The following is a 19,376-nucleotide window of genomic DNA, read 5'->3' on the forward strand; positions in this document are numbered from 1 at the left end:
TCAATGCCCCAGGCGCAGCAGGTTGGCCAGCTCCACGGCCGACTTCACCTGCATCTTGTCGAACACCCGCGCGCGGTGCACCTCCACCGTGCGCACGCTGATGTCGAGCTGGTCGGCAATCAGCTTGTTGGGCAGGCCCGCGACCACCAGGTCCATCACGTCGCGCTCGCGCTCGGTCAGGTCGGCCAGGCGCACCTGCAGGTCGCTGCGCTCGCGCAGGGTGGCCAGGTGGGCGGCCGATTTCGCCAGCGCCTGCTCGATGCGGTCCACCAGCGCATTGTCGGAGAACGGCTTCTCGCAGAAGTCGAAGGCGCCGCGCTTGACCGCATCCACGGCCGTGGGCACATCGGCGTGGCCGGTGAGAAAGATCACCGGCATGGTCGCCAGGTCGCCGCGCACGATCAGCAAATCGAACAGCGCCAGGCCGCTCATGCCCGGCATGCGCACGTCCAGCAGCAGGCAGCACGGATGGCGCTGCGCCGGGCGCGACTGCAGCGCGGCATCGAAGGCTTCGGCGCTGTCGAAGGACTCGCTGGGCAGGCGGCGCGAGCGCAGCAGCCAGGCCAGTGCTTCGCGCACGCCCGCATCGTCATCGACGATGTACACGGTGGCATTGGAGACGGGTTCCATCAGGAGGCGGTAGAAGAAGAGGCAGGAGGTTGGTGGACGGGCAGCGTGAAGGTGAATACCGTACCACGCGGTTCGTTGGCCGCAAAACCGAGGAAACCGCCATGCTGCTCGATGACGGTGCGGCACAGGCTCAGGCCCAGCCCCATGCCCTCTGCCCGCGTGGTGAAGAAGGGGGTGAACAGGCGCTCGGCCACCTCGGGCTCGATGCCGGCGCCCAGGTCGGCCACGGCAAACTCGATCCAGGCCTGGTGCGCGTTCGATGCCGCACGGCGCGCACGGATCTCCAGCACGCGCTTGGAGATGCCCGGCACGTCCATGGCCTGCATGGCATTGCGCGCCAGGTTGAGCAGCACCTGCTCGACCATGGTGCGGTCGCACAGCGCGGCCGGCAGGTCCGGCTCCACCAGGGTGTGCACGCGCACACCGATCTTGCGCGCCTGCAGGCTCACCAGCGGCATGATGGCGTCAAGCAATTGCTGCGCGGTGACGGCCTCGCGCGCCTGGTCGCGGCGGCGCACGAAGTCGTGCACGCTCTTGATCACCTTGCCGGCACGCTCGGCCTGCCGCCCGATCTGCTGCATGGCCATGCGCACGTCCTGCAGGCTCTCGGGCGGCGGCAGATCGCCCGCGCCAGCAGGTGTCTCCAGCAGGTTCAGGGAGCCCGTGGCATAGCTCGAGATCGCGGCCAGCGGCTGGTTGAGCTCGTGGCTGAGCAGCGAGGCCATCTCGCCCACGGTGGCCAGGCGCGCGGTGGCCTGCAGGCGCTCCTGTGAGGCGCGCGAGAGTTCCTCGATGCGGCGCTGCTCGCTCATGTCCAGGAAGGCGCTCATCCACCCGGTGTGCAGTCCCTGGGCATTGATCAGCGGCGCCTCGATGATGAGCACGGGAAAGCGCGTGCCGTCCTTGCGCATGAATTCCGACTCGAAGCCTTCGCGCGGGGGCATGTAGCCGGCAAAGCGGATGGCCTGGCGCTGCTGGTACTCCTCCACGCGCTCGGGCGGCCAGTAGGGGGCCGACGCGCTCAGACCCAGCAGCTCCTGCGGCGTGAAGCCCACCATGTCGCAGAACGCCGGGTTGACGTAGGTGATACGGCCCTCCAAGTCACGCGCGCGCAGCCCGGTGACCAGCGAGTCCTCCATGGCCTTGCGGAATGCCAGCGCATCGCCCAGATCGCGCTCGGCACGCAGGCGCCGGCGGTTGTCGCGCACCAGCACCACCATCACCGTGACCAGCGCGATGGACATGGCCGTGACCAGCGCCGTGAGCACGTTCGGGAACAGGCTCGGGGCACTGTGCCAGGTGTCCATGCGCAGCACCAGGGTGGCGCCGGGCAGGTCCAGCAGGTGCGTGGCGGTGAACATGCGCGAGCCGCGCCGCGCCGCGCCCAGCACCGCCAGGCGCGTGCCATCGGCCTCGGTGAAGGAGGCCTCCTGGCTGCGCGTGAGTCCGTGCCCCACCAGGTCTTCGAGCATGGCGTTGAGCGCATAGGTGGCTACCAGGAAACCGGTGTTGCGCCCGCCCGAGGTGATGGGCAGGCACAGCTCCATCATCTCCGAGCCCAGTCCATCGCCATGGGGCTGGAAGTAGCTGCTGGAGTAGGCCGGCCCGCTCAGCCGGCGCGCGTTGGCACAGGCCAGCGAGGCGTCGGAGTGCGCGCTCTCGCGCGTGCCCCGGTCCCAGTACACGGGGCGGTAGGGTGTCTGCACCTGCGAGCGCAGCCGCATGCCGGTGTCGCGCCATTCCAGCCGCACCAGCTCGCGGTGGCCGCGCAGCAGCTCCGAGGCATTCACCTCCCAGGCCAGCACGCCCGGGTCATCGGCATGCAGGGCCTGCAGGCTCTGCAGGTTGCGCGTGAGGGCCACGCGCACGTCCGAGACGGCGTCGGCCGTGTCGCGCTCGAGCCGGCTCTGCACCTGGCTGGCCTCGTAGCGCCCGGCCAGCCAGACCACGGTGACCAGCATGGCCACCACCAGCGCCACCAGCAGCGTCCACAGCGACCAGCGCCGCCAGGCGCCACGCCAGCGTTGCCACAGGGTCTTGCGCGGCTTGCTCACAGCACGCGGTGGCCCAGGGCTGGCAGCTGGCTGCGCACCTCGCGCAGGCGTGCCTTGGCCAGCATGCCCACGGCGACGCCGGCGCCTTCCTCACGCAGCGCCGCAATGCCGCCCCAGGGATCCACCAGCATGCTGTGGCCCCAGGTGCGGCGGCCGTTCTCGTGCGCGCCGCCCTGGGCCGGGGCCAGCACGTAGGCCAGGTTCTCGATGGCGCGGGCGCGCAGCAGCACCTCCCAGTGCGCCTGGCCCGTGGTGTGGGTGAAGGCACTGGGCACCAGCAGCAGGTCGGCACCCGCCTGGGCATGGGCCCGGTACAGCTCGGGAAAGCGCAGGTCGTAGCACACACTCAGGCCCACGCGCCACAGCTCGCCCTCGCGCGAGCGCAGGTCGAACTGCACGACCTCGTCCCCGGGCTCGATCACCCGGCTCTCGTGGAACTGGTCCTGGCCGTTGTCGAAGTGGAACAGGTGGATCTTGTCGTAGCGCGCGACGCAGGCGCCCTCGGGGTTGAAGGCCAGCGTGGTGTTGCGCACGCGCACGGCATCGTTGCCGCGCAGCGGCAGGGTTCCACCCACGACCCACAGGTCGAGCTCGCGCGCCGCGCGTGCCAAAAAGTCCTGGATCGGGCCCTCGCCATGCGACTCCTTGAGCGCCAGCTTGTCCGTGTCCTGCCGGCCCATGATGCAGAAATACTCGGGCAGCACGGCCAGCTCGGCGCCCTCGCGCGCCGCCTGCTCCAGCAGGGCCCGGGCGGCGGCCAGGTTGGTGTCGAGGTGGGTGCCGGAAACCATCTGCAGGGCAGCGACTTTCATGAGGATTCTCCGGTTCGGGGGGCGGGGGATGGCGGGCCGGTGTCTGCCGCGTTGCCCGACAGGCGCGTGCGCCGGGGCACGCGCACCACGCGCGGGTCGGACCAGGAGCCATCGATGCGGAACTCCTGCGTCGCCGCCTCGATGAGCGGGCCGCGCAGGAACACCTGGGCCAGGAAGCTGCCCAGGCCGATCACCGGGTTGATGGCGGTGGCCACCAGCGAGGCCGTCATGGCATTGATCTCGGGCACCACCACCACGCGCAGGTCCTGCGTCTCGCGGTCGATGTCGGCGCTGCCCTCCATGAGCACGGCGGCGTTCACGCCCTTCATCTGCAGGTTGTTGGTGGTGGCCACGCCCTGCTCGATGCGCAGGTCGCCGCGCACGAAATCGAACGCAAAGCCTTCGCTGAAGACATCGCGGAAATCGAGCGTCAGGCGGCGCGGCAGCGACTGCAGGCTGAGCACGCTGAGCAGCTTGGCCAGGCCCGGGTCGGCCTTGAGGAACTGGCCGGCTTCGATGTTCACGCTGACCTGGCCTGCCATCGAGCGGTAGTCGGGACTGAAGGGCGCGCCCACCCAGGCCACCTGGCCTTCCATGCGGCCCTTGCCACGCCGCACCACGCCCGGCATGGCAAAGCGCGCCAGCAGGTCGCCCGAATCGCGGATGTCGAGCCGGAAATTGAGCACCGTGCGCCGCTCGCCGGCGCCGCTCCCCGCCATCCGCGCCTGGTTGAGCAGGGCCCAGTTGCCACTGGCCGTCAGGCTGCCCTCGGGCGAGGTGATGTTGAACTTGGACAGGCGCCACTCGCGCGGCGTGCTCTCGCTGCCCCGGTTCTGGGCCTCGATCTCCACCCGGCCGAGCTTGCGGCCACGCAGCTCGAAATCGTCGACCACGATGTCCAGCGCCGGCAGCGAGGTCGGCTGCTCCTCGAGCAGTGCCTCGACCTGGTTGGCGTCACTCTGCGGCATGTTCAGGCGGGACAGTCGGGCATACAGCCGCCCATTGCCTGAGTCGCCGCCACCGCCTTCGCGGAACTCCACGAAGCCGCTGAGCTCGGTCGCGTCGATGTTGCCCTTCCACGCCGGGCCTTCGCGCTGCCCGCCGGCCACCACGTTATGCAGGGTGCGCCCCTGGGCCGACAACTCCTTGGCGCGCAGGGCCACCCGCGTCGGCAGGTATTCCTGCGTGGTACTGGCCAGCGTGGCGCCTGCCGGGGCGGTCACACGGGCCGCAGCACCGGGCGCAGGGCGGGCCGGCGGGCTGAGCAGTTCTTCCCAGGCATCGACGTCGAGCCTGGCAATTTGCACATTGGCCGCCACACCCTCGGCCGGCATCGGAGCCGTCTCTCCGGGCGCCAGCCCCACGCCGATGGCCCCGCGCAGCACGCGGGGCTGGGCGCCGCTCACGTCGCGGTGGTAGGTGGCCGAGCCCAGGGCCCCCAGGTCCAGCGTGATCTGGTCGCGCAGCGGCGGCAGGGCTCCGGCGGCAGTCGCCGTGCCGGTGAGCGATTCGCGCGCCAGCGAGTTGTCGTAGCGCAGCGGCAGGGTGGCCTCGGCCGTTTTGCCCAGCGGGGCCGGCAGTGCCAGCGCCAGCCCCTGCAGGCTGGTGGTCACCTGCACCTCGGGCACCCCGCGGCGAAAGGCCAGTGCCAGTGTGTAGGGCGCGCTGCCCGTGGCACGGCCGGCCAGCTGCGACAGCAGGCCCAGCTGCGGCGCCTGCTGCAGGCCCTCTGCCGTGGCCACGCCCTGCGCTCGCAGCTGGATGGCCGACTCGGTGGCTGGAGCGCCTGGCGGCAGGGAGCGCATGCCGCCTTCGAGCTTCACGTCGCCGCCCAGGGCCCGGGCCTGCATGCCCACCAGCGAAAAGCCCGTCTCGCTGAACTGCACCGAGCCCCGCGCACGCCCGAGCATCGGCGTGTCGGGCGTGATGCGCACATCGTTGCCGGCCAGGGTGACACTGCCTTGCACCCGGGACTTGTCGATGTGGCTGATGGGCAGGGTCAGTTTGAGCTGGAGATCGGCCTGGCCCGTGCCGCTGGCCTGCGCCAGGGCATTGCCCGTCAGGCGCGAGAGCGGCGAGGTGTTGACCACGCCGAGCAGTTCGGACAGCGGTCCACGGGCGTCGGCATTCACGCCCACTACCGTGTGCGCGAGATCGGGGATGGAGGCCTCCACCCGCGACACGCGCACGCCGGACGTACCTGCGAAGCTGCCACTGGCACCACGCACCTGCATCGACGAGCGCTCGAAGATCAGCTCACCCTGCAGCTGCGTGAGCGCCGGCCAGCGCAGGGGATCGTTCGGGTGCAACTGCGGCGGCACGAAGGCATAGGTCACATCCTTGACGCGCGCTGCAATGCGGAACTCGCCCTGGCGCGGGTCGTTGAACGGCATGTCATGCAGGTCGCCCCGGACCTTGAAATCGACCACGCTGGCGGTACCGGCAACCACCGCGTCGCGCACATAGTGGCGGGCGTCCTCGCCGACGGACAGCGGCAGGTAGCGGTGCACGCGCGTGCCATCGGCCCGCGTGAGCTTGCCCGACAGGTCCAGCACGCCGGGGAAGCGCGAACGGCTCGGACCCTTCGCGGGGTCGGAGGTATGCCAGGTCGCGCGTGCCTCGCCCTGCGCATCGGCATTGGCGAACTTCACCTCGTTGGCCTGCACCGCGATGCGCTCGCCCTCGAGCTGCCAGCGCACCTCGGCACTCAGGCGGTCCAGCGGCAGCAGGGGGTCTTCGAACACGCCAGGCAAGAGCAGGGCGCCGGATTCGATGGCGAGCATGGCCTTGCCACCGCCCTGCGTCATGTCCAGGTCCACCGTGGCACCACGCAGGCCCAGGCGCTGCGCCGCGCCGTTGTCCAGCTCCCCCGCCAGCGCCAGGCCCTGGATGCGGCCGCGCACCTGGTACTGCTGCAGCGCACCAAGCGGCCCCTTCCAGGTGGCCTGGATCTCGTCCACCAGGCCCTTGGGCGCGTACTGGCGCACGGCATCGTGGGCCGTGGCGCCCAGGGGCAGGCGGCTGGCGATCTGCGCCAGGGCGGCCAATTCCAGCCGGTCGGCACGGAAGTCGCCCTGCGCGGGGGCCTTGGCGGTGGCATCGGTGTATACCAGCCGGACGTTGCCCCCGGGCCAGCGCAGGCCGTCATCGGTGGTGAACTGCAGGCCCTGCGTGGAGAATTCGAAGCCGCCCTTGAGCTGCCGCCCGCCCAGGCGCCCGGCGACGGAGGGCAGCGCCAGCGGCTCCAGCCCCGGGCCCAGGGTGGCATTCACGTCGGCCAGTGCCAGGTCGGCCGTGCCGCCGACGATCTGGCCGCTCTTCACGTCCGCCCAGGCCCGGAGGGCGCCACGGCCCTGGGCCACGTCCACCCCCAGGTCGGCATGGTGGCGCAGCCGGGACACGTCCACCCGCGCGAAGTCGGCATAGACCTGGCCGTTCCAGTGCTGCCAGTTGCCGTCGCGCGCGCGCAGCAGCGGCGCGCGGAACAGGCCGACCAGCGTGAAGCGGTCGCCCCAGTCGGGCGGCGGCGTGGCATCCACGCGCATGCGGTGGCTCCAGTTGCCGTTGCGCACCAGCAGGTCCACGTCGGTCAGGGCCAGCTCGGGCGCATTGCGCATCTCGTCGGTCCAGCGCAGGGTGCCGCCCTTGATCAGCACCTCGCCCTGCGAGAAGAACCAGTCCGCCGCGCTGCTGCTGTCGCTGCGGCTGTCCTTCATGGCCAGGCCGGCCACGGTGATGCGGCCGTCGCTGGCCCGGCGGATGTCCAGGTCGGGCTTCTCTATATAGAGCTGCTCGAAACCGAAGTTCAGCAGCGAGCGCGGCGACAGGGCCACGACCACGCGCGGCAGGCGCAGGGCCTCACGGCCGGCGCTGTCCAGCAGCGCCACATTCACCAGCTCCACGGAGGGGACCAGCCCCTCGGAGCGGGCGCTCAGGGCGCCGATGCGCACGGGAACCCCTAGGGCGCGTGCGGCATGGGCTTCGAGCTGCGGGCGGAACTCGCCGATTCGCGGCACAATCCAGCCATGAAGGGCCCCCCAGGCGATGGTCAGCAGCAGCCAGAAGGCAAGCAGCAACCCCAGTGACCACCGCGCAAAGCCTGCCACTGTCTTGAGCAGGCGTGAGGGGTGCGGGGTGGGATCGATCATGGTGGGATTGAATGTGGCAGGAATTATGACCCGCGGTTTCCTTGTGGGTTCAATGAGAACCAGTGTCCTTTTGCTTGCAGCGGGCCATGGCCCCGTGCTTGCAGCCGGCTGCGGCACCTCCTGCCCCACCCCTGTGCGCCACCATGCCCATGTCCTGTAACGACCCCTTCAAGGACGGCGAGCCGCTGGCGGGGCATTCCCGCTTCCTGCAGCGCCTGCACCGGCGTTACGCCGGCGATTTGACCCTGCTGCCGGCCGGGGCACCCCGGCGCGCCGCAATGGATACCGTCTGCGATGCCCTGCTGGCACGCGGCAACGACACCGGCACCGCCCTGCGCGTGCTGCGCCAGCTGGTCATGGAACGCCTGATCCAGCTCGACTGCGATGGGCAGGCGCCGCTGTCCGACATCACCTGTGCCGTCACCGAGCTGGCCGAACTGGCCCTGGACCGCGCCTGCCGGCATGCGCGCCAGGAGCTCGACGCGCGCCACGGCGCCCCCCAGGGCCCCGAAGGCCAGGCCGTGCAGCTGTGGATCATCGGCATGGGCAAGCTCGGCGCGCGCGAGCTCAACGTATCGAGCGACATCGACCTGATCTACGTCTACGAGCACGATGGCGAGACCGCCGGCACGCCGGACGGCCGGGGCAAGATCTCGAACCACGAGTATTTCGCGCGCGCGGTCAAGGCCATCTACAGCCTGGTCGGCGACACCACCGAGCATGGCTTCGTGTTCCGCGTCGACCTGGCCCTCAGGCCCAACGGCAACTCGGGTCCGGCGGCCGTCTCGCTGGCGGCGCTCGAGGAGTACCTGCAGGTACAGGGCCGTGAATGGGAACGCTTTGCCTGGCTCAAGAGCCGGGTGGTGGCACCGCGCGAGTGCATTGCCAGCACCGAGGTGCAGGCGCTGCGCGGCGTGGTGCTGCCCTTCGTCTTTCGCCGCTACCTGGACTACAGCGTGTTCGATGCGCTGCGCCTGCTGCACAGCCAGATCCGCGACCATGCGGCCAAGCGCAGCGCGGGCCACCCCGAGCGCGCCAATGACGTCAAGCTCTCGCGCGGGGGCATCCGCGAGATCGAATTCACCGTGCAGCTGCTGCAGGTGGTGCGCGGCGGCCAGTTCCCCGAGCTGCGCCGGCGCCCCACGCTCGATGCCCTGCAGCGCCTGGCCCAGGCCGGCCTGATGCCGCAGGAGACGGCCGACGCCCTGGCGCGCGCCTATGTCTTCCTGCGCCGGGTGGAGCACCGCATCCAGTACCTCGATGACCAGCAGACCCATGTGCTGCCCACGCGCGACGACGACCTGGCCTGGATCGCCCGCACCATGGGCTACCCCGACTGCTGCGCCTTCCTGCACGAACTCGACGCCCACCGCGAACTGGTGGCCCAGGAGTTCGACACCCTGCTGGGCGGCAACGGCAAGAAGCAGTGCAGCAAGGGCGGCTGCGGCGGCCCGCGCGCGGCCGCGCCCCCGCCACCCGAGCTGGAGGCGCTGCTGGAACAGCTGCCCCCCGGTTTCCGCGAGCGCGTGGCCGAGTGGCGCAGCCATCCGCGCGTGCAGGGCCTGCGCGATGAGACACGCGCGCGCCTGTTCCGCCTGGTGCAGCGCACCGCCCAGTGGCTCAACGAAGGCCGGGTGACCGAAGAGGCCGCCGTGCGCATGGCCAACTGGCTCGAGCCCCTGCTGCGCCGCGACAGCTACCTGGCGCTGCTGCTGGAACGCCCCTCGGTGCACGAGCAGATGCTGCACCTGCTGGGTGCGGCCCGCTGGCCCGCGCGCTACCTGTTGCAGCACCCCGGCGTGATCGACGAGCTGGTGGGCGACGCCCTGCTGGCCGAGCGCTTCTCGGTGGCCGATTTCGAGCGCGAACTGGCCATGCGCCTGGCCTCGATCACCTCCACCGGGGAAGACGACGACGAGACCCTCCTGAACCTGCTGCGCCGCGCCCAGCATGCCGAGACCTTCCGCACGCTGGCACGCGACGTGGAGCACCGCATCACGGTCGAACAGGTGGCCGACGACCTGAGCGCCCTGGCCGACAGCGTGCTGCGCGTGACGGCCCAGTGGTGCTGGAGCCGCCTCAAGACGCGCCACCGCGACGTGCCGCAGTTCGCGGTGATCGGCTACGGCAAGCTCGGCGGCAAGGAGCTAGGCTACGGCAGCGACCTGGACATCGTGTTCGTCTTCGACGACGACGACGAGCGCGCCCCCGAGGTGTATGCCGCCTTCGTGCGCAAGCTGATCAACTGGCTCACGGTGAAGACCGGCGAGGGCGACCTCTACGAGATCGACACCGCGCTGCGCCCCAATGGCAGCTCGGGCCTGCTGGTCACGCGCTTCGAGGCCTATGCCAACTACCAGGAACGCCGCGGCAGCAACACCGCCTGGACCTGGGAGCACCAGGCCATGACGCGCGCGCGCTTCGTGATGGGCAGCCCCGCACTGGAAGCCCGCTTCGACGCCGTGCGCACGGCCGTGATCACCTCGGCCCGCGACCCGGTGGCCCTGCGCGATGAGATCGTGGCCATGCGCGAAAAGGTGCGCCAGGCCCACCCCACGCGCGACGGGCAATTCGATGTCAAGCACAGCGTGGGCGGCATGGTGGACGCGGAATTTGCCGTGCAGTACCTGGTGCTCTCGCAATCGGCGGCGCACCCCGAACTGGTGGCCAACGTGGGCAACATCGCCCTGCTGCAGCGCGCCGAGCAGGTCGGCCTGCTGCCGGCCGGCGTAGGCCAGGCCGCCGCCGACGCCTACCGCGAGCTGCGCCGCGTGCAGCACCGGGCGCGCCTGGACGAGGCCCCGACCCAGGTCACGCCCCCGGCCCTGCAGGCCGAGCGCGACGCCGTGCTGGCCCTCTGGGCGGCGGTGTTCGGCAGCGGCGACTGAGCCGGGCCCACCCAGGCCCGCGGCGGCCTGTTGCCGAATGTCACGCTAATTTAAACACTTGTTTGAATTATGGTGGTTTAATCCACCGCCATGCATTCTGCCCCGCCCATTTCTGAGCCCGCTGCCAAGCGCGCCGCGCGCCCCGCCCGTGCCGCGCGCAGCGATGGCGACGACACGCGCGCACGCCTGCTGCAGGCCGCGCTGCGGCTGTTTTCCGAAAGTGGCTTTGCCCGCACCTCGGTGCGCGCCATCGCCGTCGCGGCAGGCACCAACGTGGCCGCCATCGGCTACCATTTCGGCGACAAGGCCCAGCTGTACACCGCCACCTTCTATGAGCCTTTTGGCAGCGGCAGCGACCTCATCGAGGTGTTTGCCGCCCCCGGGCTCAGCCTGCAACAGGCCCTGCAGGCCTACTTCACAGGGCTGCTGGAGCCGCTCAAGCACGACGATCTGGTCCGCCAGGCCACGCGCCTGCATGTGCGCGAGCTGCTCGAACCCACCCATGTCTGGCCCGAGCTGATCGAGCGCGAATGCAAGGCCCCGCACATGGCGCTGGCACGCCTGCTGTGCGAGCACATGGGCGTGCCCGACATCGACGACGACATGCACCGCCTGGCGTTCTCGATCGGCGGCCTGGTCATGCTGCTGTGGACCCAGCGCGACGCGATTGCCGCCATTGCCCCCCAACTCGCAGGCCCCGCCACCGCGGACGCCTGGGCCGAACGCCTGACCGGCTATGCCATGTCCATGATCCAGGGCGAAGTGGCACGCCGCCAGACACTGCGCGAACGGCGCAGGCACAACAACAAGGAGGAAGAGGAATGACATTGTTTGTTCGAACCCTGGGCGTCTGCGGCGTGCTGCTGCTGGGCGCCTGCAGCACCGCGCGACCGCCGCAGGCGATCCCGGTGCAGGCGCCTGCGGGCTGGGTCGCGCCGCTGCCGCATGGCGGGCAGATGGCCGACCTGGCGCAGTGGTGGCGCCAGTGGAACGACCCCGCGCTGGTGCCGCTGATCGAGGCCGCGCAGGGCATCAGCCCGAGCCTGGCCCAGGCCCGATCGCGCCTGCTGCAGGCCCGCGCCACGCAAACCACGGCGGGCGCCGCCCTGAAGCCCACGCTCGACGCCCAGGCGACCACCAGCCGTGGCGCCAACGCGCAGGTCGGCGGCCTGGCCACCACCAGCCAGGCGGGCCTGCAGGCAGCCTGGGAAGTGGACCTGTTCGGCGCCAATGCCGCCACGCGCGACGCGGCCAGCGAACGCCTGGCCGGCGCCCAGGCCCTGTGGCACGAAGCGCGCGTGAGCGTGGCAGCCGAGGTGGCGCTGCAGACCAGCAGCCTGCGCACCTGCCTGCAGCAGCTGGACGTGGCCGAGCGCGATGCGCGCTCGCGCGGCGAGACCTCGCGCCTGTCGGACCTGAGCGAACGCGCCGGCTTCACGGCCCCGGCCACCGCCGCGCTGGCGCGCGCCAGCGCCGCCGAGGCCGCGGCGCGCGCCTCGCAGCAGCGCATGCAGTGCGACGTGGAGTTCAAGACCCTGGTGGCCTTGACCGGCCAGGAGGAGGCCGCGCTGCGCCAGCTGATCACGGCAATGCCGATCACGCCCGCACCCGACAGCCTGTTCGCCATTGCCGCCCTGCCCGCGCAGGTGATCTCCCAGCGCCCCGACGTCTACAACGCCGAGCGCGAGGTCGCAGCCGCCAGTGCCGAGGTGGGCAACGCCCAGGCACAGCGCTATCCCCGCCTGTCGCTCAGCGGCAACATCGGCAAGGCCTGGAGCCGCGCCGGCGGCACCACCCTCGACGTGGACGCCTGGACGCTGGGCCCGCTGACCCTGAGCCTGCCGCTGTTCGACGGCGGGCGCCGCGCGGCGCAGGTCGATGCGGCCCGCGCGCGCTACGACGAGTCGGTGGCGCTGTACCGCGCCCGCATCCGCCAGGCCGTGAGCGAGGTGGAGCAGGCCCTGGTGCGGCTGCAGAGCACGGCCGAGCGCAATGCCAGCGCCCGCGCCGCGGCCGATGGCTACCGCATCTCGTTCGATGCCACCGACGCGCGCTGGCGCGGCGGCCTGGCCAGCCTGGTGGAGCTGGAGGACGCACGCCGCACGGCGCTGGCCGCGCAGAACGCGCTGCTGGCCCTGCAGCACGAGCGCCAGTCTGCCTGGATCGCGCTGTACCGCGCAGCCGGCGGCGGCTGGGACACCACGGCCCCCGGCCTGGCCGAGACCGCCCAGGCCGGCACCCGCTGAGCCCGGCACCCCCCATTTTTCCTGACACCTTCCGGATGAACGGACCCCTTTCATGAACCAGTTCAAACTCTCCGCTTCCACGCTGGCCGTCGTTGCCGCCTGCGTCCTGGCTGCCACCGGCGCCCTGGTGTTCTCGGGCGCCTCGCGCGCTGCCGACGAGCCAAAGGCCAACCAGCCGCGCCCGGCGCTCACGGTCACGACCGCACAGCCGCAGCGCACCGCCGTGCCCCTGCGCCTGGCCGCCAACGGCAACGTCGCCGCCTGGCAGGAGGCCATCATCGGCGCCGAAAGCAATGGCCTGCGCCTGACCGACGTGCGCGTCAACGTGGGCGACGTGGTCAAGCGCGGCCAGGTGCTGGCCACCTTCTCGGCCGAGACCACGCAGGCCGAGGTGGCCCAGGGCCGCGCCAGCGTGCTCGAAGCCCAGGCCACGGCCGCCGAGGCCGCCGCCAATGCCGAGCGCGCGCGTTCGCTGCAGGCCTCGGGCGCCTTGAGCCAGCAGCAGATCCAGCAGTACACCACGGCCGAGAAGACCGCCCAGGCGCGCGTCGAGGCGGCCCAGGCCCAGCTCAACGCCCAGCAGCTGCGCCTCAAATACACCCAGGTGGTGGCGCCCGACAGCGGCATCATCTCGGCCCGCAGCGCCACCGTGGGCGCGGTCGTGGGCGCCGGCACCGAGCTGTTCCGCATGGTGCGCAAGGGCCGGCTCGAATGGCGCGCCGAAGTCACCTCGACCGAGCTGGCACGCATCCAGCCCGGCTCCAAGGTCAGCGTGACGGCCGCCAGCGGCACCACGGTGCAGGGCACGGTGCGCATGGTCGGCCCGACGGTGGACCCGCAGACGCGCAACGCCCTGGTCTATGTGGACCTGCCGTCGTCCGCCACCGACACGCCCATCGACCCCAAGGCCACGCTCAGCGCCATCCTGCCCGGCATGTTCGCACGCGGCGAGTTCGCGCTCGGCAGCAGCGAGGCCCTGACCGTGCCGCAGGAAGCCCTGGTGGTGCGCGATGGCTTCTCCTATGTGTTCGCCCTGGGCGGCGACCAGCGCGTGCAGCAGCGCAAGATCCAGACTGGCCGGCGCGTGGCTGACCGGGTGGAGGTGCTCTCGGGCCTGGAGGCAACGACCGCCATCGCCGTGCGCGGCGCCGGCTTCCTCAACGACGGCGATCTGGTGCGCGTGTCCAACACCGCGCCCGTCGGGGTGCAGGGCACGGCGACCGTGCCCACCGCGGCCGCCCCGGCTTCGGCCACCAAGTAAGAAGAGCAAGGAGCATTCACCATGAATGTATCTACCTGGTCGATCAAGAACCCCATACCGGCGCTGATGCTGTTCGTGCTGCTGACCTTCGGCGGCCTGCTGTCGTTCAACGGCATGAAGGTGCAGAACTTCCCCGACATCGACCTGCCCACCATCTCGGTGACCGTGTCGCTGCCCGGCGCCTCGCCCGCGCAGCTCGAGAACGATGTGGCACGCAAGGTCGAGAGCTCGATCGCCACGCTGCAGGGCCTGAAGCACATCTACACCAAGGTACAGGACGGCGGCGCCACCATCACGGCCGAGTTCCGTCTGGAAAAGCCCACGCAGGAGGCGCTCGATGACGTGCGCTCGGCCGTGGCACGCGTGCGCGGCGACCTGCCCGGTGACGTGCGCGACCCCATCGTGACCAAGATGGACCTGGCGGCCCAGCCGGTGCTGGCCTTCACCATCGCCTCGCGCCGCATGGACGACGAGGCCCTGTCCTGGTTCGTGGACAACGACATCGCCAAGAAGCTGCTGGCCGTGCGCGGCGTGGGCGCGGTGAACCGCGTGGGCGGCGTGGACCGCCAGGTGCACGTGGCGCTCGATCCCATGAAGCTGCAGGCGCTGGGCGCCACGGCGGCCGACGTTTCGCGCCAGCTGCGCCTGGTGCAGACCGAGAGCGCGGGCGGCCGCACCGACCTGGGCGGCAGCGAGCAGCCCGTGCGCACCCTGGCCACCGTGCAGTCGGCGCAGGAGCTCGCGGGCCTCACGCTGTCGCTGTCCGACGGCCGCCACGTGCGCCTGGACCAGGTGGCCACCGTCTCCGACACCTTTGCCGATCCGCGCGCCATGGCCCTGCTCAATGGCAAGCCCGTGGTGGGCTTCGAGGTGGCCCGCAGCAAGGGCGCGAGCGAGGTCGAAGTGGGCGCCGCGGTGCAGGCGGCCCTGGCCGAGATGCGCGCCCAACACCCCGACCTGGAGATCACCGAGGCCTTCAACTTCGTGGCGCCGGTGCAGGAGGAATACGACGGTTCCATGCACCTGCTCTACGAAGGCGCGCTGCTGGCGGTGCTGGTGGTGTGGCTGTTCCTGCGCGACTGGCGCGCGACCTTCGTCTCGGCCGTGGCGCTGCCGCTGTCGGTGATCCCGGCCTTCATCGGCATGTACCTGCTGGGCTTTTCGATCAACGTGATCACGCTGCTCGCGCTGTCGCTGGTGGTCGGCATCCTGGTGGACGATGCCATCGTGGAGGTGGAGAACATCGTGCGCCACCTGCGCATGGGCAAGACGCCCTACCAGGCGGCCATGGAGGCGGCCGACGAGATCGGCCTGGCCGTGGTGGCCACCACGTTCACGCTGATCGCGGTGTTCCTGCCCACGGCCTTCATGAGCGGCATCGCCGGCAAGTTCTTCAAGCAGTTCGGCTGGACCGCGGCGCTGGCGGTGTTCGCCAGCCTGGTCGTGGCGCGCGTGCTGACCCCGATGATGGCGGCCTATATCCTCAAGCCCATCGTCGGCGAGCACAAGGACCCGCGCTGGATGGGCTGGTACCTGCGCTGGGCGGCCTGGTGCATCCGGCACCGCTGGATCACCTTCATCGCCACGGGAGCCTTCTTCATCGGCTCGCTGGCGCTGATCCCGCTCCTGCCCACGGGCTTCATCCCGCCGGACGACAACTCCCAGACCCAGGTCTACCTGGAGCTGCCGCCCGGTGCCACGCTGGCCCAGACCCGCGTGGTGGCCGAGGACGCGCGCCAGCGCGTGGCCGCTGTGAACCACGTCAAGAGCGTCTACACCACCATCGGCGGCGGCTCCGCGGGCTCCGACCCCTTCATGGGCAGCGCCAATGCCGAGACGCGCAAGGCCACGCTCACCATCCTGCTGGCCGACCGCGGCGACCGGCCGCGCAAGCAGGGCATCGAGAACCAGATCCGCGCCGCGCTGGAGAGCCTGCCCGGCGTGCGCAGCAAGGTCGGCCTGGGCGGCTCGGGCGAAAAGTACGTGCTGGTGCTCACGGGCGACGACCCGCAGGCACTGCAGACAGCCTCTCTCGCCGTCGAGAAGGACCTGCGCACCATCCCCGGCCTGGGCAGCGTGTCCTCCACCGCCAGCCTGATCCGCTCGGAGATCGCGGTGCGCCCCGACTTCGCGCGCGCCGCCGACCTGGGCGTGACCAGCAGCGCCATTGCCGAGACCCTGCGCATCGCCACCGTGGGCGACTACGACGTGTCGCTGCCCAAGCTCAACCTGGCCTCGCGCCAGGTGCCCATCGTGGTCAAGCTGCAGGACGATGCGCGCAAGGACCTGTCGCTGCTCGAACGCCTGGCCGTGCCCGGCTCCAAGGGCCCGGTGATGCTGGGCCAGGTGGCCACGCTGGAGTTCAGCGGCGGCCCGGCCGTGGTGGACCGCTACGACCGCTCGCGCAACGTGAACTTCGAGATCGAGCTCTCGGGCCTGCCTCTGGGCGACGTGACCAAGGCCGTGGATGCGCTGCCGTCCATCAAGAACCTGCCGCCCGGCGTGCGCCAGATCACCATCGGTGACGCCGAGGTGATGGGCGAGCTGTTCGCCAGCTTCGGCCTGGCCATGCTCACCGGCGTGCTGTGCATCTACATCGTGCTGGTGCTGCTGTTCAAGGACTTCCTGCACCCGGTGACCATCCTGGCGGCGCTGCCGCTGTCGCTGGGCGGCGCCTTCGTGGGCCTGCTGATCGCGCAAAAGAGCTTCTCCATGCCCTCGCTGATCGGGCTCATCATGCTCATGGGCATTGCGACGAAGAACTCCATCCTGCTGGTGGAGTACGCGATCCTGGCACGGCGCGAGCATGGCATGACGCGTTTCGAGGCGCTGATCGACGCCTGCCACAAGCGCGCCCGGCCGATCATCATGACGACGCTGGCCATGGGTGCGGGCATGCTTCCGATCGCCGTGGGCTTCGGCGCGGCGGACGCCAGCTTCCGCTCGCCGATGGCGGTGGCGGTGATCGGCGGGTTGATCACCTCGACCTTCCTGAGCCTGCTGGTGATCCCGGCCGTGTTCACGGGGGTGGACGACGTGGGCCAGTGGTTCGGCCGCATGCTGCGGCGCCTGCGCGGCCTGCCGCCGCGGGCACCGACCTCCAGGCCGGAGCAGGCACCCGCGATCCCCTGACGGCAACACATCCCGTCATCCGCGCAAAAGGGCGCAAACCACCCGGGTTTGCGCCCTTTAACACGCCCCGGGGCGGCGAGATAATGGCCTACCGCTATGAACCTCGTCACCATCAACGTCGGATCGATCCAGCTCGGCCACCCGCTGCCATTCGCCTTGCGGGGTGCCGATGGGACGCTGCTGGCCCAAAAAGGCTTCGTGGTGCACACCCGGGACGAGTTGGGCGCCATGCTCAGCCGGGGTCGCCAGCTGTGCGTGGACGTGGAAGAGTCCGGCGAGAGCTACCGCGCCTACGTGGCCCAGCTGCAACGCATGCTGAGGCAGGAAACCAACCTCGGGGAGCTGGCCTCCGTCAAGCTGACGGCAGGCGCCCATGCGGCCTCGCGCGAGCGCGATGCCCCGCCCTACATGGTGGACTGGCCGGCCCTGCAGGACCGCGCGACCCAGTTGCTGCGCAGCCCGCACGCCCTTGATTTCCCGGACCGCTTCCAGCCCCTGCATGCCGAACTGGCGCGCAACTGCGAGCAGTCGCCCGATGCCACGCTGCTGGCCCTGATCTACCTGTCGGCACAGGAGACACGCATGTACAGCGGCACCCACGCCATGCTGGTGTCCTGCGTGTGCATGGTGGTGGCCAGGGAAATGCTGCGCTGGCCTGCGGCCCAGGTGCAGACCGTGGGCCAGGCCGCCCTGTCCATGAACATCGCCATGACCGAGTTGCAGGACCAGTTGGCCCAGCAGGCCCAGCCCCTGACCTCGACCCAGATCACCGCCGTGGAGAACCACGCGGCCCGCTCCGAAGCGCTGCTCCGCGAACTGGGCGTGCACAGCGAACTGTGGCTGGAGGCCGTGCGCCACCACCACCACCGCACCCCGGGTGCCTTCGGCCAGAAGAGCCCCGGCCTGCAGATGGCCCGGCTGATCCAGCGCGCCGACGTCTTCGGTGCCCGGCTGGCGCCGCGCGCAGCGCGCTCGCCCATGCCGGTGACCGCCGCCATGCAGGCCAGCTACTACGACGAGGAGCAGAAGGTCGACGAGGCCGGAGCGGCCCTGGTCAAGGCCCTGGGCATCTACCCGCCGGGCGCCTTCGTGAAGCTCGCCAGCCAGGAAGTGGCCGTGGTGCTGCGCCGCGGCAGCACGGGCACCACACCGCGCGTGGCTGTGGTCACCAACCGGCTGGGCATGCCCACGGGTGAGCTGATTCCCCGCGACACCGCCCAGCCCCAGTGGAAGATCGTCGGCGTGGTCGCGCACAAGGACGTGCGCGTCAAGCTCTCGCTCAACCGGCTGCTGCCGCTGGTCTGATTCCCCCGGGCCTGCACGGCCCACCGGCCTGTCCTTGCCAGTTCCACAGGGGTTTCCACCCCCTGGGGCCGCGTCCACGCATCCAGCCGCGCTTTCGCTGCGTACTTCCCCACACACGGCAACGCCAGCGCTGCCGGCGCTTGCAAGTGCCGCCGCCAAAAAAAACCAATCAGTACAAATAAAAACTTATCTGGACAAAATATGATTCATTGGTTAAATTGGCCACCAACAACTCGGGAGGTGCTCTCATGATCCAGTTTTCGCGCCTTGGCACCCTGGCCCCGGTGGCAGCCCTTCTGTGGTTCGGCGTGGCGCCGTCGTCAGCCCTCGCGGCGTCCCCCGAGTCCTGCCCGGCCACACTGCAACACACCTACCTGCGCCTGCAGGACGAGAAACCGCAATCGCTGTGCCAGTACGCTGGCCGGGTCGTGCTGGTGGTCAACACGGCCAGCTTCTGTGGCTTCACGGGGCAGTACAAGGGCCTCGAAGACCTCTATGCCCGCTACAAGGACAAGGGGCTGGTGGTGCTGGGCTTTCCCAGCAACGACTTCTCCCAGGAAAGCGGCAGCAACCAGCAGATCGCGGATTTCTGCGAAAACACCTTCGGGGTGAAATTCCCGATGTTCGCCAAGAGCGTGGTGACCGGTGCCGAGGCCTCGCCGCTGTTCCGCCAGCTGGCCCAGATGTCCGGCCCACCGCGCTGGAACTTCCACAAGTACCTGCTGGGCCGCGACGGCAAGCTGGTGGACAGCTACACCAGCCTCACGGCGCCGGACAGCAAAAGCCTGGTCCGTGCCATCGAACAACAGCTGGCCACCGCACCAACCCGGTGAACACGAATGTTTTCTTTACATTTCTTCAAAAAAATGCGGAGGAACCTCTGGAACTTCTGCGGAACGG

The 19,376-nt window shown here is 70.2% G+C and carries 11 protein-coding genes; 7 read left to right on the forward strand and 4 right to left on the reverse strand.

Features of this window, described 5'->3' with window-relative positions:
* From AC07PF_RS05235 to AC07PF_RS05250, 4 genes are read right to left on the reverse strand one after another with little or no spacing between them, the layout of a single operon-like run.
* The gene (locus AC07PF_RS05235) at positions 1-630 is read right to left on the reverse strand and encodes a response regulator transcription factor (RefSeq protein WP_007860375.1); all 630 of its coding nucleotides are present in this window, start codon (positions 628-630) and stop codon (positions 1-3) included.
* On the reverse strand, positions 630-2,684 hold the full coding sequence (locus tag AC07PF_RS05240) for a two-component system sensor histidine kinase NtrB (RefSeq protein WP_494611095.1): 2,055 nt from the start codon (positions 2,682-2,684) through the stop codon (positions 630-632). The genes AC07PF_RS05235 and AC07PF_RS05240 overlap by 1 nt, the downstream gene beginning before the upstream one ends.
* Complete coding sequence (locus AC07PF_RS05245; protein WP_494603890.1) at positions 2,681-3,496, reverse strand: carbon-nitrogen hydrolase family protein; 816 nt, start codon at positions 3,494-3,496, stop codon at positions 2,681-2,683. The genes AC07PF_RS05240 and AC07PF_RS05245 overlap by 4 nt, the downstream gene beginning before the upstream one ends.
* Positions 3,493-7,644, reverse strand: coding sequence for a YhdP family protein (locus tag AC07PF_RS05250; RefSeq protein WP_494611096.1), 4,152 nt, complete (start codon positions 7,642-7,644; stop codon positions 3,493-3,495). Before AC07PF_RS05250 ends, AC07PF_RS05245 begins: the two co-directional genes overlap by 4 nt.
* A 143-nt stretch (positions 7,645-7,787) precedes the next feature.
* Here AC07PF_RS05250 and glnE point away from each other — a divergent pair, with 143 nt between their 5' ends.
* The 7 genes from glnE (at position 7,788) to AC07PF_RS05285 (ending at position 19,309) form a co-directional block, all read left to right on the forward strand.
* Complete coding sequence (gene glnE, locus AC07PF_RS05255) at positions 7,788-10,532, forward strand: bifunctional [glutamate--ammonia ligase]-adenylyl-L-tyrosine phosphorylase/[glutamate--ammonia-ligase] adenylyltransferase (RefSeq protein ID WP_494611097.1); 2,745 nt, start codon at positions 7,788-7,790, stop codon at positions 10,530-10,532.
* 90 nt (positions 10,533-10,622) lie between these two features.
* Positions 10,623-11,357: a TetR/AcrR family transcriptional regulator gene (locus AC07PF_RS05260; RefSeq protein ID WP_494611098.1), complete on the forward strand. Its 735-nt coding sequence runs from the start codon at positions 10,623-10,625 to the stop codon at positions 11,355-11,357.
* Positions 11,354-12,778: an efflux transporter outer membrane subunit gene (locus tag AC07PF_RS05265; RefSeq protein WP_007861479.1), complete on the forward strand. Its 1,425-nt coding sequence runs from the start codon at positions 11,354-11,356 to the stop codon at positions 12,776-12,778. The genes AC07PF_RS05260 and AC07PF_RS05265 overlap by 4 nt, the downstream gene beginning before the upstream one ends.
* 52 nt (positions 12,779-12,830) lie before the next feature.
* Entirely contained in the window at positions 12,831-14,039 is a 1,209-nt protein-coding gene (locus tag AC07PF_RS05270; RefSeq protein ID WP_007861481.1) for an efflux RND transporter periplasmic adaptor subunit, read from the forward strand.
* Between the two features lie 21 nt (positions 14,040-14,060).
* Positions 14,061-17,171, forward strand: a complete 3,111-nt coding sequence (locus AC07PF_RS05275) for an efflux RND transporter permease subunit (protein WP_494603881.1) — start codon at positions 14,061-14,063, stop codon at positions 17,169-17,171.
* 96 nt (positions 17,172-17,267) lie between these two features.
* A complete protein-coding gene (locus tag AC07PF_RS05280; RefSeq protein WP_007861485.1) occupies positions 17,268-18,476 on the forward strand; it encodes an HD-GYP domain-containing protein in 1,209 nt (402 codons plus the stop codon).
* A 248-nt stretch (positions 18,477-18,724) separates the two neighbouring features.
* Complete coding sequence (locus tag AC07PF_RS05285) at positions 18,725-19,309, forward strand: glutathione peroxidase (RefSeq protein WP_007861486.1); 585 nt, start codon at positions 18,725-18,727, stop codon at positions 19,307-19,309.
* Positions 19,310-19,376 lie beyond the last annotated feature (67 nt).

It is taken from the genome of Acidovorax sp. GW821-FHT10A04 (assembly GCF_059415825.1).

Coding starts and splice junctions, on each gene's coding strand:
- AC07PF_RS05235 (WP_007860375.1), bottom strand. CDS start 630: ATGGAACCCGTCTCCAATGCCACCGTGTACATCGTCGATGACGATGCG.
- AC07PF_RS05245 (WP_494603890.1), bottom strand. CDS start 3,496: ATGAAAGTCGCTGCCCTGCAGATGGTTTCCGGCACCCACCTCGACACC.
- AC07PF_RS05250 (WP_494611096.1), bottom strand. CDS start 7,644: ATGATCGATCCCACCCCGCACCCCTCACGCCTGCTCAAGACAGTGGCA.
- glnE (WP_494611097.1), top strand. CDS start 7,788: ATGCCCATGTCCTGTAACGACCCCTTCAAGGACGGCGAGCCGCTGGCG.
- AC07PF_RS05260 (WP_494611098.1), top strand. CDS start 10,623: ATGCATTCTGCCCCGCCCATTTCTGAGCCCGCTGCCAAGCGCGCCGCG.
- AC07PF_RS05265 (WP_007861479.1), top strand. CDS start 11,354: ATGACATTGTTTGTTCGAACCCTGGGCGTCTGCGGCGTGCTGCTGCTG.
- AC07PF_RS05270 (WP_007861481.1), top strand. CDS start 12,831: ATGAACCAGTTCAAACTCTCCGCTTCCACGCTGGCCGTCGTTGCCGCC.
- AC07PF_RS05275 (WP_494603881.1), top strand. CDS start 14,061: ATGAATGTATCTACCTGGTCGATCAAGAACCCCATACCGGCGCTGATG.
- AC07PF_RS05280 (WP_007861485.1), top strand. CDS start 17,268: ATGAACCTCGTCACCATCAACGTCGGATCGATCCAGCTCGGCCACCCG.
- AC07PF_RS05285 (WP_007861486.1), top strand. CDS start 18,725: ATGATCCAGTTTTCGCGCCTTGGCACCCTGGCCCCGGTGGCAGCCCTT.